The organism is Pantoea sp. XAF26B01_ASV70 (genome assembly GCF_054512635.1).
The window spans coordinates 1,442,472-1,461,074 of sequence record NZ_CM137251.1; the positions used below are offsets into that span (position 1 = coordinate 1,442,472).

Here is an 18,603-nt window from a genome sequence, read left to right on the forward strand (position 1 = left end):
TTTAACCTTTTCGCATCATTTTTGGAAACAGTCAGCAACAAATTGACATGTAAAAACAAAGGCAAAGCGGATTTTATGAAAGCCTTATTTCAAGAGAGGCTTATGTAATGAAGATTAAACCATAATGAAATCTGTACATTGAAATTGTTTTTTAACACGGCTACGCTAAAAGTTAATCTGTCAGAAACGTTACATTTTGCGTGAGTCTGTACAAGTAAAACTAACAATAACACCGTCACTCGCCACTCTGATTAGGGGCGTGCGACCAGCTTTGGCTTTGCCGTTTCGACATACACCAGGTTAAGACATCTTCTGATCTTCAGAAGGTGAAACTATGTGTGAACACTGTAAGCATAAAATAATTTTATGTTTATGGATTCAGTATATTAGCTAATCTGGTGGAGTAGAGGTTACAAATGGCAGAACTCACGCAAGGCCGTGTAGACATTATCTCGCGCGAAAACGGCACACTCATCTCGCAGTCCGTCAGCGGTTCGTCACAATCCATTAACCTCACCGAGCCCAGCGTCGTGCGCATCAGCGGCACCCGCGACATGGTGACGCAGTATGAGCGCCAGGGTAACGATCTGGTGCTGCATATGCGCGACGGCAAGACTGTCCGCTATCAGAAATTCTTCCTCGACGACGCCGATGGCCAGCACAGCGAACTGGTGTTCGATGATGGCGTCAACCCACCGGAACACGCGCTCTTTCCGCAGACCGCAGAAGGGGCTGAACTCGCTTCCACGTCGGTCACGCCAACCTATGAATCACTCGACAGCGTAGAGCCGCTGCTGCTGGCAGATAACGCCAACACCTCGATGGGTGTGATAACGGCGGGCGGTCTGGGTGTGCTCGGCTTAGCCGGTCTGGCCGTTGGCGTCGGCGGTGGTGGTGGCGGCGGCGGTGGGGGTAACGGTGGCGGCAATGACGGTGGCACCGATCCTGGAACACCGGTCACGCCGGGGACGCCTGCCATCACGCTCAATGCATTCGCTGGCGATGATGTTCTGGATAACGCGGAAAAAAGCAGCGATCAGGTACTGAGCGGCACCACCAATAATGTCGAAGCGGGTCAGATTGTCACTGTCACGCTGGGCGGCCAGACCTACAACGCCACCGTCGGTGCTGACGGCAGCTGGAGCGTCACTATTCCTGCTTCCGCGCTGGCGGGACTCGCCGCAGGCACCACCACCATCGACGTCAGCGTCACTAACGCGGCGGGCACGACGACCACCGGCAGCCTGCCCATTACCGTCGCGGCAGCCGATCCCGGCACACCGGCTGCGCCGTCCATTAGCCTGAACCCGTTTGCGGGCGATAACCTGCTGGATAACAGCGAAAAAACCACGCCACAAACGTTGTCCGGCAGCACCAGCAATGTCGAAGCGGGCCAGCAGGTCAGTGTGACATTGGGCGGACAGAGCTATAACGCCACTGTGGGGGCGGATGGCAGCTGGAGCGTCTCAATTCCGGCTGCCGCACTCTCGGCGCTGGCTGCAGGCAGCAGCACCATTTCGGTCAGTGTGACCAGCGCCGCGGGCACGGCGGCTGCCGCCAGCCTGGGTATCCAGGTGCAGGCACCTGACACCACCCCTGGTGTGCCAGCCCTGACGATCGCCCCGTTTACCGGCGACGACGTGCTGAGCAACGCAGAAAAAACCAGCGATCAGATTCTTAGCGGCAGCACCACCAACGTCGAAGCCGGGCAGATCGTCACGGTTACCCTGGGCGGCCAGAGCTACAGCGGCAGCGTGGCAGGCGACGGTAGCTGGATCATTACCGTGCCTGCTGATGCGCTGACCGCACTGGCATCCGGTACCACTACGGTGACTGCCACCGTTGCTAACCAGGCAGGAACCGCCGCCAGCGGTAGCCTGACCGTAAACGTAGAGCCACCACTGACTCAGCCGGGTACGCCCGTTATCACCATCGATCAGTTTGCCGGTGATGACATTCTCAGCAATGCCGAGAAAAGCAGCGATCAGGTTCTTAGCGGCACCACCACCAATGTGGAAGCGGGCCAGATTGTCACCATCACGCTGGGCGATCAGACCTACAGCGCAGTAGTGGATGCGCAGGGCAACTGGAGCGTCACGCTCTCGCCTGCGGCACTGAATGCGCTGGCAACCGGTTCGGTGGCGATTTCCGCGGTCGTCACCAGCCAGGCTGGCATTGAAGCCAGTGAAAACCGCGCGATCAGCATTGATACGCCGGTCGTTCCGGGCCCGCCATCCGTCACGCTGGATGATTTTGCCGGGGACAACGTGCTGAGTAATGGGGAGAAAGCCACCGATCAGACACTCACCGGCAGCACCAGCAATGTTGAACCCGGTCAGCTGGTAACAGTCACCCTGGGCGGCCAGACTTACAGCGGCAGCGTTGATGCGCAGGGCAACTGGAGCGTTACTTTGCCATCGGCGGCCCTGAGCGCCCTGGCGGCAGGTGAAACGACGCTGACGGTTTCAGTCAGCAATGTGGCCGGTGATACCGTGACCGGCACGCTGCCCATCACCGTGGAAGCCCCTGTCACATTGCCGGGCGAACCCACCGTCACCATTGGTCAGTTTGCCGGGGATGACATCCTCAGCAACGATGAAAAAGGGACGGCCCAGACGCTCTCCGGCTCCACCACCAACATCGAAGCGGGCCAGACGGTGACCGTTACCTTCGGTGGCCAGACTTACCTTGGCACCGTCGATGGCAGTGGTAACTGGAGTGTAATTGTTCCGGCAGCCGCGCTGGGTAATCTGCCAGCGGGAGCTAATGCTATCAGCGTTACCGTCAGCAATGCCGATGGCGTGAGCACTACCGAAATCCGCGATATCGCGGTTGAGACGCCAGTAACGGAACCGGGCGTGCCGTCTCTGACCCTGAATGATTTCGCCGGCGACAACCTTCTGAGCAACGACGAAAAAGCGGTCGATCAGCTTGTCAGCGGTAGCACCAGTAATATCGAAACCGGGCAGATCGTGACGGTCACCCTGGGCGGTCAGACCTACAGTGCCAGCGTGCAGGGTGATGGCAGCTGGAGCGTCGCCGTGCCGTCAGCCGCGCTGAATGCGCTGGCAGCAGGCACCACCACACTGACCGTCTCGGTCAGTAATGCAGCGGGCGACACAGTCACTTCAACGCAGCCAGTCACTGTCGAAGCCCCGGTAACGCAGCCGGGTGAAGCCACCGTAACCATCGACGCCTTTGCCGGGGATGACATCCTCAGCAACAGCGAGAAAGCCAGCGATCAGCTGCTGAGCGGCACCACCACTAATATCGGCGAAGGCCAGCAGGTCACTGTCACTCTGAACGGAGAGACTTTTACCGCCACGGTCGGTGCGGATGGCAGCTGGAGCGTGTCGATTCCTGCCAGTTCGCTGGCGGCGCTGACAGCCGGTAGCGCAGCCCTGAATGTGACGGTGACAGATCAGCTTGGTACACAGGTCACTGAAACCCGCGACTTCCTGGTGGAGTCCTCGGGCACTTCACCGAATGCCCCGACGCTAACCCTCAATACCTTTGCTGACGACAACATCCTGAGCAACGATGAGAAGCTGGAAGCGCAGGCGGTCTCCGGCAGCACCACCAACGTCGAGGCGGGCCAGATTGTCACGGTGACGCTGGGCGGCCAGAGCTACAGCGGAACGGTTGGCGCCGACGGCAGCTGGAACATTGCCATTCCGGCTGATGCACTCGGTGCGCTGGCAGCCGGTTCTGCCTCGCTGGTGGTCACGGTCAGCAATGCGGCAGGCACCACCGTAAGTGACACGCTGCCGATCACGGTTGAGCCGCCGGTTACCGAGCCGGGCCAGCCCACTATCACGCTCGATCAGTTCGCCGTGGATGACGTGCTGAGCAACGATGAGAAAACCAGCGATCAGCTGCTGAGCGGCAGCTCAACCAATGTCGAGGCGGGTCAGGTCGTGACCGTAACGCTGGGCGACCAGACTTACAGCGCCACGGTCGGCGCGGATGGCAGCTGGAGCCTGAGCGTCCCGGCCAGCGCGCTGGCGGCACTGACGGCGGGCAACGCGACTATCGCGGCCACAGTCACCAATCAGGCGGGCGTAACAGTCAGCGAAGATCGGGTGATTGCGGTGGAAGCGCCAGCGGAACCGGGTACGCCGACGGTGACGATCGCCCTGTTTGCCGGTGACGATCTGCTGGATAACAGCGAAAAAGCGCTGGACCAGACGCTGTCCGGCAGCACCAGCAACGTGGAGGCGGGCCAGACGGTCACCATTACCCTGGGCGGCCAAAATTACACTGCGCTGGTCAACGCGGATGGCAGCTGGAGCACGCAGATCCCCTCTGCGGCGCTCAGCGCACTGGCGGCGGGCAGCAGCACCATCGCGGTCAGCGTCACAACGGCGGCAGGCGCCTCAGCTACCGACACCCGCGATATTAACGTCGCCCCGGCGGCAGGCGAACCTGGCGTGGTTTCCATTAGTGAACCTGTCAGCCTTGATGGTTTCCTGAACCAGCAGGAGCTGAGCAGCGATCTGATCATCAGCGGATCTGCAGTCGGCGTTAACCCGGGCCAGGCAGTGCAGCTTAACTTTAACGGCAGCAATTACAGCGCGGTAGTGAACAGCAATGGCTTCTGGAGCGTCACCGTTCCGGCAGGCGATCTCACCACTATTACCGACGGCGTAAAACTGATTTCGGTCACCACCACTGACGCCACCGGCGCACTGCTGACCGACTCCGCTCAGCTGAATGTAGTCGCAGCCACGCTGCCGCAAATCACGCTGGAGGAGAGCGCGATCACCGATGGCCTTCTCAACCGGGTGGAAGCGGGCAGCGATCTGCTGATCGGCGGCAGCACCGGCAAAGCCGTGCCGGGCCAGCAGGTTGAACTGGAACTTAACGGTAAAACCTACAGCACCACGGTCAATCCTGACGGCAGCTGGAGCCTGGCGCTGCCGGCCGCCGATCTCGCCTTACTGCCACAGGGTGCCAACAGCCTGATCATTACCGCGATTGATGAAGCAGGCAACCGCGTGGACGAGACGCTCAACTTCAGCGTCGACACGCTGCCACCGAATCTGATTGTGGCAGAGGTCGCAGGCGGCGATGGCATTCTTAACAGCAGCGAAGTGGCTGCCGGTCTGCCGGTCAGCGGTTCAGGTGCGTTGCCGGGCGAAGTGGTTTCTGTCTCGCTGAATAACGTGAGTTACAGCGCCACCGTAGATGGGCAGGGCAACTGGACGGTGGATCTGCCGCCAGCGGCGCTGCAGGCCCTGTCAGATGGCAGCAGCTATACGCTGGTAGTTACACTGACTGATGCCAGTGGTAATACCACCACGCAGACGCAGCCCCTGACGGTCAGCACGCAGCCTCCGGTTGCAACCGTTACCGCACCGGGCGGTGATGGCGTCCTGACCAACAACGAACTCACTACGCCGCTGCAAATCAGCGGAACCGGCACACCGGGTGACAGCGTGACGGTGGAGTTAAACGGTAAGTCCTACACCGCCATTGTTGACGAAAACAGTAACTGGAGTGCATCCGTCCCGGTGGCCGATCTCGGCACGCTGACCAATCAGACCTATCCGGTGACCGTCACCGTGACCGATCCGGCCGGTAACATCAGCACTCAGAATACGGAACTGCGGGTGGCTACCGCGGTGCCCGCTCTGACGCTCAACGATCTCAGCGATGATGGCGTGATCAACGTCAGCGACGCGCAGCAGCCGCTAATCGTCAGCGGAACCGGCGACGAAGGCGACATCATCCGCGTCACGCTGAATAACGTGGCCTACAGCGCCGTGGTGGCGCAGGGTGGCAGCTGGAGTGTCACCGTTCCGGCATCCGACCTGGCAAATGTGCCCAACGGTACCCAACCGGTATCGGTAGTGGCGACAGACGCCGATGGTAATACCACGCCAGCCAGCAGTTCACTGATTTTCGCCACCACACCGCCGTTGCTGGAAGTCTCCACGCCGGGCAGTGATGGTTATATCAATATCGCTGAACACACTCAGGATCTCACACTCGACGGACGCGGGGGTGCCCAGGGCGACACCGTCACGGTGAGTTTCAATGGCGAGACCTACACCGCCACCGTGGATACCGATGGCGCGTGGAGTGTTACGGTGCCCGCCGCGATTATCAGCCAGCTGGGTGACGCAACCTATCCGGTGGATGTGGTACTCAGCGATGCTTATGGCAACAGCAGCACCGTACCGACCAGCGTCACTGTGCTGGCGGCAACGTCGCCGGCGCTGACCATTAATCCCGTGACCGGCGATAATCAGGTCGACAGCGCTGAACAGCTCACCGACATTCTGGTCACCGGTAACGTCACCGGCGTACCGGCAGGTCAGCCGGTATTGCTGACCATCAATGGCCAGTCTTACGATGGCGTAGTAGAGGCGAACGGTAGCTGGAGTGTGTCGCTGCCAGCCGGATCGCTGGGCGGTGCAGGCGATAAAACCTTCACCGTGGCGATTACCGATGTGGCCGGTAACCCGGCGCTGCCTGCTGAAGGGCAGTTCAGCGTGGTTACTTCGCCCGTACCGTCGCTGTCGATTGCCCCAATCAGTGACGACAATGCGCTGAATGCCCTGGAGGCGCAGAGCGATCTTATCCTCAGCGGCGGTTCAGCGAACCTGCCGGCTAACAGCCCGATCAGCGTAACGCTGGTGACTGGCGGCACCGTCTACACCACCACAACCGATGAAACCGGTGCGTGGACCCTGACCGTGCCGGCTGCCGATCTGGTGACGCTGCCGCAGGGCACGACCACCGTTACCGTCTTTTCGGGTGATGTGCAGAACAGCCTGCCGCTGCTGGTGGCGACCGCGCCGCTGGCAGACCCGCAAATCAACACGCCATTCACTGACGGCATACTCAATACCGATGAAGCCAGCGCGGCGCAGACGCTGACCGGCACAGTGCTGCCAGGCCAGGCGGTCAGCGTGACCCTGGGCGGTACCAGCTATCCGGCCACTGTAGACGCGAATGGTGAATGGAGCGTGACGATACCCGCAGACAGACTGCAGGCACTTGCGCAGGGAAGCAATCCGATTACCGTGACGGTGAGTGATGAAGCGGGTAACAGCACCAGCATCAGCGAGCCGCTGATTGTTGATACCGGCGTACCGGCGCTGACCGTTAACCCGATTGCCACCGATGGCACGATTAATGAGGCTGAAACCGCCACCGATCTGACCCTCAGCGGCACCGTTACGCCAGGTAGTAGCGTCAGCCTTGCGCTGAATGGCCAGACCTATGACGCAGTGGTTGCCGCCGATGGCAGCTGGACCGCCACCGTGCCTGCTGCGAATCTGCAACAGTTGCCAGATGGCCGTTACGATCTCAACGTGACCGTCACCACCGTCAGCGGCAACGTGGCTACCACGCCATTCCCGGTTACCGTGGATACCACGGCACCAGACTTCAGTATCGCTGCGCCCGCGGGTGATGGCGTGCTGAACATCGCTGAGCAGGCGGCAGGGTTCAGTTTCAGCGGCGCAGGCAGTGAAGGCGACCGCGTCAGTGTGACGCTGAATGGCGTGACCTACACCGGCACCGTTGATGGTAACGGAAACTGGGCGCTGGCTGTTCCGCCAGCGGCACTTGCCGGTCTGACCAATGGCAGCAGCTATCCGGTGGTGGTCACCGTCACCGACGCGGCCGGTAACAGCAGCAGCCAGAACAGTGCCCTGACGGTTGCGACTACGCCGCCTCCGCTGGTCGTCGCGCCGGTCAGCGGTGATAACGCGCTGAACGTCGGGGAACTGGCAGAGCCGCTGGTGGTGAGTGGCAGTGGTCAGAATGGCGACGTGGTCACGGTGCAGCTCAATGACCAGCTCTACAGCACCACCGTTGGCGTTAACGGCCAGTGGACGCTGCAGATCGCCCCTGAAGCACTGGCGGCACTGCCTCCTGGCAGTAATCTGGTGACGGTGACGGAAACCAGTGCTAACGGGAATCAGAGCAGCCAGGTGGTTGATCTGAATGTGGCAACCGCGCCGGACGTGCAGCCTGTACTGACCATCGACAGCAGCACCTTCGCCGGTGACGGCATCGTCACGACAGCGGAGCAGCTGCAGCCGATAACGGTGCGCGGCAGCAGCACGAATGTCGAACCGGGCCAGCAGGTGATCATCTCCCTGAATGGGATCGAATACAGCGGTGTGGTCGAGGCCAGCGGCAACTGGAGCATTATTCTGCCTGCGGGCGCCCTGGCTGAACTGGGAGAAGGCAACCAGACGCTGAACGTCAGCGTCATCAACGCCGTGGGTAACACCGCCAGCAGCCCGCTTGACTTCAGTGTGGACAACACTCTGCCGTCGATCGCGCTGGCACCCGTCAGTGACGACAACTACCTCAATGCGCAGGAATTGGGTGGCGCCGTCGTGGTCAGCGGCAGCACCAGCGGTCTGCCTGATGGCAGCATTGTCACCGTGCTGGCCAACGGCACCACGGTCAGCACCACCGTGACGGCAGATGGAAGCTGGAGCCTGACCTTACCGGCAGGCACCTTTACCGGAACGGCAGACGGCCCGCAGACCATCACCGCCACCGCCAGCGACGCTAACGGACAGCCGCTGGCGACCAGCGACGCTACCCTGACGGTGATCGCCAGCGCATTGCCGGTGGCGACCCCGGGCGTGGCCTTTGATGATGGCATTCTGAACGGTGAGGAAGCCGCCGCCGGTGGCGCGATCACTGGTAACACGGGCGTGACCGGCGACGGCCAGACCGTCGTCGTGACGCTGGGCGGCAACAACTACAGCGGCACGGTCGATGCCGCAGGCAACTGGCAGGTCGCCGTTCCGGCCGATGTCTTGTCTGCATTGCCGCAGGGCAATAGTGGCTACACCGTGGTCGTCAGTGATGTAGCGGGCAACAGCAGCCAGGCTGATGGCAACCTGGTGGTGGATACACTGCCTCCGGTGCTGAACTTCATTACGCCATCCGATGGCATCATTAACGCCGCTGAAAGTCAGCAGCCGCTGACGCTGACCGGCAGCAGCGAAGCTAACGCCCTGATTGTGGCCAGCTTCAACGGCACCACCCTGAGCACCACCGCTGACGTTAACGGCGTCTGGTCGCTGGAGGTGCCCGCCACGGTTTACACCGGGCTGGGCAACGGCAGCTATCCGCTGACCGTGACTGCCAGCGATGCGGCAGGAAATGCCACCACCACCAGCCGCGACCTGGCGCTGAAAGTGGAGCCAGGCACACTGCCGACCCTGACGCTGGATACGTTTGCCGGTAACAACGTGGTCGATGGCGCGGAGCGCCTCACCGATCAACGTCTCTCCGGCACCACCACCAACGTCGAAGCGGGTCAGCTGGTTACCGTCACCGTTGACGGCACAGTCTACAGCGCCGCCGTACAGGCGAGCGGGGCATGGAGCCTGATCGTGCCAGCCGGTGCGCTGGCCGCGATTAATGATGGCAGCGCCAGTTTTACCGTGGCGGTCAGCGATGTGGCGGGTAACACCTCCACCAGCAATCTCACCTTTGACGTCAACAGCAACGCCTCTGGCCTGGCGATGGATGCCATCAGCGAAGACAACTACCTGAATGCGCAGGAGCTGGGTCAGGCCCTGGTCGTCACCGGCACGTCGGTGAATGTGACAGAGGGCAGCACGGTCACGTTGCTGTTTAACAACATCAGCTACACCGCGCAGGTTTCGGCCAGCGGCCGCTGGACAGTGATCGTTCCGGCTGAGGCACTGACGGCGCTCGCCGATGGACCTTACACCCTGACGGTCACCGCAACGGACAGCGGCGGGGCGACCCTCAGCAGCGAGGCAGCGCTCAGCGTGCTGGCGACGCTGCCAGCACCGCAGATCGTCTCGGCCTTTGGCGATGGCCTGCTCAACAGCAGCGAGATCGCCACAGCACAAACCCTGAGCGGCACCACCGGCATAACCGGTGACGGCCAGACGGTGAGCGTGCTGCTGAATGGCGCAACCTACAACGGCACCGTCGACGGCAATGGTAACTGGCAGATCAGCGTGCCGGCTTCCGCGCTGGCGGGCCTGCCGGAAGATCTCCTGAACTATACCGTCACAGTCCAGGATGCAGCGGGTAACACCGGCAGCAGCCAGGGCAGCGTGACGGTGGATCTGACGCCACCGACCCTGACACTGAATACGGTTGCGGGCGATAACAGTATCAATATTGCCGAAAGCACCGCGCCGATTGTTCTCAGCGGCAACAGCAATGCTGAAGCGGGACAGCAGGTCACCATTACCCTGAACAACCAGACCTGGACCACCACGGTTGACCAGAACGGCGAGTGGAATCTGACGCTGCCTGCGGGTTCGCTGGCCGGCATTCCGGCCGCGGCGTACATTCTGACCGTGACGGTCAGCGATGCGGCGGGTAACCCGGTAACCGAAACCCGTGAAATCACCGTGGCGACGGCGTCGCTGGCCGTCAGCATTGACACCCCGTTTGGTGATGGTTATCTGAACCTGGCGGAACAGGGGGTCGGTCAGACGCTGACCGGCAGCACCGGTGTAGCGGGCAACGGCCAGACCGTCAGCGTGACGCTGGGCGGGAATGAGTATTCCGCTACGGTGGATGCGCAGGGTAACTGGACGCTGACCTTAACAGCAGATCAGGTGCAGACGCTGGGCGAGGGGGTTACTACGCTGGTGGTCAATGCCAGCGATGCCGCCGGTAACAGTGGTTCGCTGACCAGCGCCGTTACGGTCGATCTCACGCCGCCAGTGCTGACCGTCAATGCCATCGGCGGCGACAACATCATCAATTCGGTAGAGGTGCTGGAAGCGGTCGCTATCAGCGGCAGTGCGTCGGTAGCGGATGCCGGACAGACGGTCACCGTCAGCTTCCAGAATGTCGATTACACCACTCAGGTGCTCTCTGACGGCACCTGGGAGGTGACACTGCCAGCCAGCGTCGTGCAGGGGCTGGCTGACGGCAGCTACACCGTTGCTGTCTCGATGACCGATGCGGCGGGGAACCCGGCCACGGCCACCCAGACCCTGACGCGTGATGCTGACACTCTGAACCTGCCAACCCTGACCATCGGGACCATCAGTGACGATAATTTCCTTAACCAGGCGGAGTCGCTACAGGATCTGAACATCGGCGGCACCAGTAACAACCTGGTGGAAGGCCAGCTGGTGACGGTGACGCTGAATAACATTCAGTACAGCGGCACGGTGGCAGCCGACGGCAGCTGGACGGTGACCGTTCCGGCCGCCGATCTGGGTAATCTGCCGGATGGCGATCAGCTGCTGGTCGTGGTCTCAGCGGATACGTCTGGCAATCCGGCCAGCGCCAGCACCAGCCTGGTCGTGCTGGCCAGCGAGCAGGTTCAGCCGACGCTGACCATGAACGTGGTAGCCGGCGATGATGTGATTAACGCCACCGAGGCCACAGCGGATGTCGCGGTCAGCGGCAGCAGCACCCTGCTGGCAGCGGGTACGCTGGTGACGGTGTCGTTTAACGGCACTGACTACAGCACCACGCTCGACGCTGACGGCAACTGGACGGTGAATGTGCCGTCTGCTGCCTTTACCAGTGTGGCTCCGGGCAGCACGCAAATCTTTACCGTGACCGCCACTGATGTCGCAGGCAATCCGGCGACCGCCACTCAGGAGGTCAGTTTCATTACCACACCGCCTGCACTGACGAATATCACGGTCGATGCGGGTGATACCCTTAACCTGGCGGAGTCGCAGCAGGATCTCACCATCAGCGGCAGCACCACGGGCGCATTGCCGGTGACGGTGACGCTGAATAACGTCAGCTATACCACCACGGCAGATGCCGACGGTAACTGGTCACTTACCATTCCGACCGCCGACCTGCAGCAACTGGCGGACGGCCCCAACGCGATTACCGTTTCGGTCACCGACGCGGCGGGCAATATCACCACGGATAGCACCACGACACTGGACGTAGCGTTTAATACCCTGCCAGCGCTGACGCTGAATACGCCGTTTGGCGATGCGCTGATCAGTGCGGCAGATGCGGAAGGGGCGTTAACGCTGAGTGGTGACAGTACCAATCTGCCGGAAGGCAGCGTGGTGAACATCTCTGTAGGCGGGCAGAACTTCAGCACCACCACGGATGCCAGCGGCAACTGGACGCTGAACCTGGCACCGGGCGCGCTGACGGGCCTGGCCGATGGACTGACCCAGGTGGTGGTCAGCGCCGCGGATGGTGCCGGTAATCCGGCACAGGTTACCGCAGGCGTTGAGATCCTGCAGAGTGATCCTGTTTCAGCCGCCTTCGACACGACACTGTTCGGCGATAACATCATTAATATCAGCGAAGCCGGTTCCATTCAGCTGGTCACCGGCACCTCCATCGTCGTGCCGGGCCAGACCCTGAGCGTCACGGTAGGCGATGACAATATTCCGCTGTCGGTGACGGTCGATGCCAATGGCAACTGGACTGCCAGCCTGCCCCCAGAGTTCATTGCCAGCCTGGGAACCGGTGAACACACGCTGACCCTGATTACCACGGATCGGGCCGGTAACAGCATTGAAACGACCAAAACGTTCGTCGCTGCGATTACGCCGATTGCTAATCCAACGCTGGATACGCCATTTATTGATGGCCGTATCAATGCTGAAGAGGCCGCCTCAGGCGGATCCCTGACCGGTGCGGTGAATATTAATAACGCCGCGTCGGTCACGGTGACCGTTAATGGCACCCTCTATTCTGCGACGCTGACTGAGGGTGGTTCGCGCTGGTCACTGGATCTGCCGGCTGATGTATTGCAGTCACTGCCGGATGGCAACCTGCCAGTCAGCGTGACGGTTACCGATGCGAACGGCAACGTCGGCAGCACCAGTGGCACTGTGCTGGTGGCCGTGAATGCGCTGCCGGACGTGACGCTGAACCTGCCGTTTGGCGACGGTGCGCTGAACGCAGCAGAGGCGGCCGGTGAACAGATCCTCAGTGGCACAACCGGCATTACTGGTGCCGGACAGACGGTAACGGTGCTGATCTCCGGCTTTAACAACGGTCAGCCGCTGGCAGCCACGGTGCAGACCGATGGCAGCTGGTCTCTGGCCCTGTCGCCCGCGCAGTTAGCCACTTTCACCAGCGGCACCCACACCATTACCGTGACGGCGACCGATATCGCGGGTAACAGCGACGCGACGGCGCAGAACGTGGTGACAGAGGTGGCGCTGCCTGTGCCGACCTTCAACCCAGGCGCATTTGGCGGCGACAACCTGCTGAACATCAGTGAAGCCGCGGCAGGGGTGACTCTGACCGGCACCACCGGCAGTGTCGGGGCGAACCAGGCGGTCAGCATTACCGTGGATGTCAACGGCAGCCTCTATTCTGGCACCGTGGCGAGCAACGGTAACTGGACTGTTAACATTCCTGCCAACGCCCTGAGTTCACTGGGTGACGGTGCGCAATCACTGACGGTTAACGTCGTGGATGCGGCGGGCAACAGCGCGTCGGCGCAGCTGCCGTTCACCGCGGATCTCAGCGCGCCGCAGCCTGCGGTCAATCCGGAATTCCTTGGCAGTTATGTGAATGGCGGCGATGTGGCCGCGGGAGTAACGCTGAGCGGAACCACCGGTGAGGCGGGCGCGAATCAGACTGTGCAGCTTACGCTTGGCGGCACAACCTATTCTGCGACAGTGGATGCCAATGGGAACTGGACGGTGCCACTGACAACGGCGGAGCTTTCACTGCTGCCGGATGCCACCTATCCGGTTACCGTGACGGCAACCGATGCGGCGGGCAATAGCACCACCATTAACAGTTCGCTGGTGCTCGACACCACACCACCGGTGCTTAATGTTGCCGCCTTTACCGGTGACAATGCGCTGAACTACGCCGAGAGCATTCAGCCGCAGAGTCTCAGCGGCACCGCAGCGGGAGCCGAGCCGGGATCAGTGGTCTCAATCTCGCTGAATGACACGCTGCTTGGCACCGCGATAGTGACAGCCAACGGCAACTGGAGTGTAACGCTGACGCCAGAACAGATGGCCACCTTTGGTCCATCGACGACCCTGGCGCTGGCAGTGACCGATCTGGCAGGCAATACCGCCAACGGCACGGTTGCGCTGACGGTAGATCTTACCCCACCGCCAGGGCCGCTGGTTACGCTGGGCACAGTCTCGGGCGACAACATCATCAGCACCCAGGATGTGGCGGGTGGTGTGGTAGTGAGTGGCACCTCCGCTAACCTCGGCGCAGGTGGGGTAGTGACGGTGTCGATCAATGGTCAGGAGTACGCAACTACGCTGGATGCGTCGGGCAACTGGTCAACGGCGGCATTGCCGGTCAGCGCCTTTGGCAATGCGGACGGCAGCGTTGCCATCACGGTGAATGCTACCGATGGCACTACCCCTGTGACCACCAGCGGTAACGTGCTGATCGACCTTACGCCACCGGCACTGACTCTCAATCCGTTTACCGGTGACAACCAGGTCAATGGCAATGAAAGTGCCACCAGCCAGGCCATCAGTGGCACCGCCGATCTCAGCGAAGTGGGTCGCACGGTGGTGGTGACCTTCAATAATCAGACCTACAACGCTGTGGTGCAGAGCAACGGCACCTGGTCCACAACGGTTCCTGCCAGCGCGATGCAGGCTCTTCCCGATGGCAGCTCGCCGGTGATCACCGCGCAGCTGGCGGATGCGGCTGGTAACGTGACGACGACCACCCAGACGGTGACGGTCGATACCGCCGCGCCGCTGGTCCTGGTCGACGCGTTCCTCGGCGACAACGTGATCAACGCCGCTGACCTGGTGCTAAGCCAGGTGCTGACCGGCAGCGCGCAGGGAGCAGAAGGCCAGACCATCGGTCTCTATCTGGGCGATGCCGCGCCGATCGCCACCGCGACGGTGGGTGCTGACGGACGCTGGAGCATCGATCTCGCGCCGGATGTCCTGTCGAGTCTCACTGACGGTGCGCTGGTGTTTGGCGTGAGGGTCAATGACGGTGCGGGCAACCAGACCGACGCCACGCTGACGGTCAACAAAGTGGTCAACAGTGCGCTGACGCTGGTGGTCGACTCGGTGTTCGGCGACGGCACGCTCAGCGCGCTGGATACCACGGTGGCGCAGACTATCTCCGGGGTTGCGACCTCGGCGGGTGTGGGCGCCACGGTATCGGTAGTGCTGGGCGGCTCAACGCTCTCTGCGTCAGTGGGCCAGGATGGTAAATGGGCCATCGTGGTGCCGCCTTCGGTGCTGGGCCTGTTAAGTGATGGCAATCTTGCGCTTGACGTCACCCTGACCGATGCCGCGGGCAACACCCGTACCGTCGGTGAAACCGTCACCGCGATTGTCGATGCGGTGCCGGTGGTTGGCGCGCTCACCGGGCTGTTTGGCGGTGATAACCTGCTGAACATTGCGGAAGCCGCTGCCGGACAGCTGGTCAGTGGCGTGATAGAAAATGCGGCTGTGGGTTCCCAGGTAACGGTCACCTTTGGCAGCAAAAGTTACAGCACGACGGTGCAGGCGGGTGGAGTGTGGAGCGTTAACCTGCCGGGCAGCGATCTGACCTCTCTGCTGGATGGTAACCTGACGCTGGGCGTCAGCGTCAGAGACGTGGCGGGTAATGTCGCCTCCAGCAGCGCATCCATCGGCATCTTTACTCAGACGCCATCAATCTCGCTGACCTCACTGTTTGGTGATGGGGTGCTGAACCTGGCCGATATCGCCACCGGACAGGTGATCAGCGGGGTGGTGAACAACGTCGCGCAGGGCAGTGTGGTGACGCTCTCGGTTGGCAATAGCCAGGTGACCGCCACCGTGGGTGCGGGCGGGGCGTTCAGCGCCACGGTGACGCCAGATATTCTGGGCACGCTGGCGCAGGGCAACCTGACGGTGGGCGCATCGGTAACGGATGCGGCGGGTAATACCGCCAGCACCAGCGCCGGTATCCGGGTCGATACGCTGCTGCCGACCATCACCGTGAATCCGCTGTTTGGCGACGGTCTGCTGAACGTGGCGGATTCGCTGGTCACCCAGGTGATCGGTGGGGTGATTGGCGGCGCGGAAGCGGGATCGCGCGTGGTGGTGTCGGTAGGTTCACAGCAGTTGGTGACGGCGACCGATGCCAATGGCAACTTTAACGTCTCGCTGACGCCAGCGCTGTTGCAGGGGATTGCAGATGGCAATCTGACCGTGGGTATCAGCGTCACCGACAGCGCGGGTAACACCAACAGCACCACGGCCGGGGCACTGGTCGGTATTCACAACCTGCCGAAAGTCACCCTCAGTCCGCTGTTTGGCGACGGCGTGCTGAACCTGGCGGAGTCGCTGGTGACTCAGACCATCAGCGGCACGGTCTCCGGGCTGGCTGCGGGTAGCAGCGTCAGGCTGACGATTGGCAACACTATCGTCGACGCGCAGGTCAACGCGGATGGCAGTTTCTCAACCGCCGTCTCGCCAGCGATTCTGTCAACGCTGCTGAACGGGAACTTCACCGTCAGCGCGGCCGTCACCGATCCGGTCGGAAACGTCAGCAGCACCAGCGCGGGCGTGTCACTGGGACTGTTCCAGCCGACCCTGTCGGTGAATACGGTGTTTGGCGATGGTGTGCTGAGCGCCGCGGATCTGGCCTCTAACCAGACCCTGAGCGGGACGTCCAGCCTCTCTGCCGGTTCAACCGTCAGCGCCACGCTGAATGGCCTGACCTACACCACCAAAGTGGTCAGCGGCGGCAACTGGAGTATTACCGTCCCGAAAGCGGATCTTGTTGCTATCACTGACGGCAGTAAAACCGTCACGGTCACCGGCACCGATGCCTACGGTAACGTGGCAAACAGCAGCGGAACGCTGAGCGTCATCAGTCAGTCGACGCCGGTGGTCGCCATTACCTCGCTGTTTGGTGACAGTGCGCTGAGCGCGGTGGATGTGAAAACGGCGCAGACCATCAGCGGCACCGCCAGCAACGCCGAGGGATCGGTTGTGCGCGTCACGCTGGGTGGTCAGACTTACAGCACCACGGTGAGCAGCAACGGCAACTGGAGTCTCTCTGTTCCGGCGGCTAACCTTGCTGCCATTACTGACGGTCTGCAGACTGTCACCGCCAGCGTGACCAACGGTGCGGGCAGCATTGGCAACACCTCGGCGTCGCTGGGTGTGGTCAGTCACACCACGCCAACGGTCAGCGTCAACAGCTTCTTTGGCGGCGATGGCTACCTCAATATTGCGGAAGCCAACAGTACTGAAACCATCAGAGGAACCAGCACCAACGCGGCGGGCGGCACGGTGACGGTGAACGTGGCGGGCAATATCCTCACCACTACTATTGGTGCGAATGGCGCATGGAGCATCAGCGTGCCGTCAGCGACGCTGAAAGGGATCGCCGATGGCAGCCATCCTCTCACCGTCACGGTGGCGGATATTGGCGGCAACACCGCAACCAGCACCAGCAGCTTTACCGCGCTGTCGCACAATCAGCCGCTGGTCGGGGTCGATCCGGTGCTGAGCATCGTCGGTTCCTTACTGGCGGGTCTGGTGGTGCAGGGGGGATCGCTGAATGCCGCGCAGGGCTCGAAAGTGAACGTTACGCTGCTGCTCTCCAACGGCAACAACGGCCCGACGCTGAACACCACGACCGATGCGCTGGGGCGTTACGCGGTTAACTTCTCACCTTCACTGCTGTCGGTGGGGGGCCTGCTGCTGTCGCTGGGAACGCTGGCGAAAGTCACGATTACCGACGCGGCCGGTAACAGCTACTCGACCACCAATACCCTGTTACTGGGTGCCGTGCTACCGGTGACGCTGGCGGCAAACGAATCGGTTGCGCTGTTCTCGGTGGCGGATGACAGCGCTACTGTCGCCAGCGCGGAGACGCAGCATAACAGCAGCACCAGCAGCGACGAGAGCAGCGCCCATGTGGCGGTGGCTTCCACGCTGATCACCGAAGCGGATACCGTGACACCCGTCGGCAGCAGTGAAAACGCGGCGGCAAATGACGCCGCGGTGGCAGCGGCACCGGCAGAGGAGGCGGGGTACACCATCGGCGGCGTCGTGATTACGCTGGCCGATGGCAGCACCATTGAGGGGGCGACAGTGACCGGCAGCAGCGGGGCGGATATCGTGACGGTCAGTGACCTTAACTTTACCCATATTGATGGCGGCGCAGGCACCGATACCCTGGTGCTGAATGGTGAGCATCTCAGTCTGGATCTCACCGCGCTGGGCCTGAAGGTCGAACACATTGAGGTGCTCGATTTGGGTAAAACCGGAACCAACTCCGTGAAGCTCGATCTCAATGAAGCACTCAATATCACGGATAAGCAGAGTGACGATTTGCTGATCAAAGGCGCAGATGGCAGCCAGGTGACACTGGCTAACAGCAACGGCGGAATCTGGGAAGTGACGGGCGAGCGTACCGTTGAGGGCAGAGTCTTTGAGATCTACCACAACTCGGCGCTGACCAGTGATAACACCCTGGGCGATGTGCTGGTGCAGCAGAACCTGCAGGTTCATGTTGTGTAGTGACTGAAAGGTCTGTTCAGAAGATGAATAGAGCGGGTGCGAAAGCACCCGCTTTTTTTGTTTTAGTCACGTGATAATTGCATTTTCCAGATTATCGCCACTATTCATTAGCAGGATGAAAGATTAGGGTAGGCGCAACAAACGGCGTCACGCCGTAAAATCAGCATTCTGACTCTATTTG

The 18,603-nt window shown here is 61.4% G+C and carries 1 protein-coding gene; it reads left to right on the plus strand.

Going from position 1 to position 18,603, the window contains the following annotated elements; all coding sequences use genetic code 11:
• Positions 1-416: 416 nt before the first annotated feature.
• The gene (locus ACX8ZY_RS06905) at positions 417-18,422 is read left to right on the plus strand and encodes an Ig-like domain-containing protein (RefSeq protein ID WP_425021099.1); all 18,006 of its coding nucleotides are present in this window, start codon (positions 417-419) and stop codon (positions 18,420-18,422) included.
• Positions 18,423-18,603 lie beyond the last annotated feature (181 nt).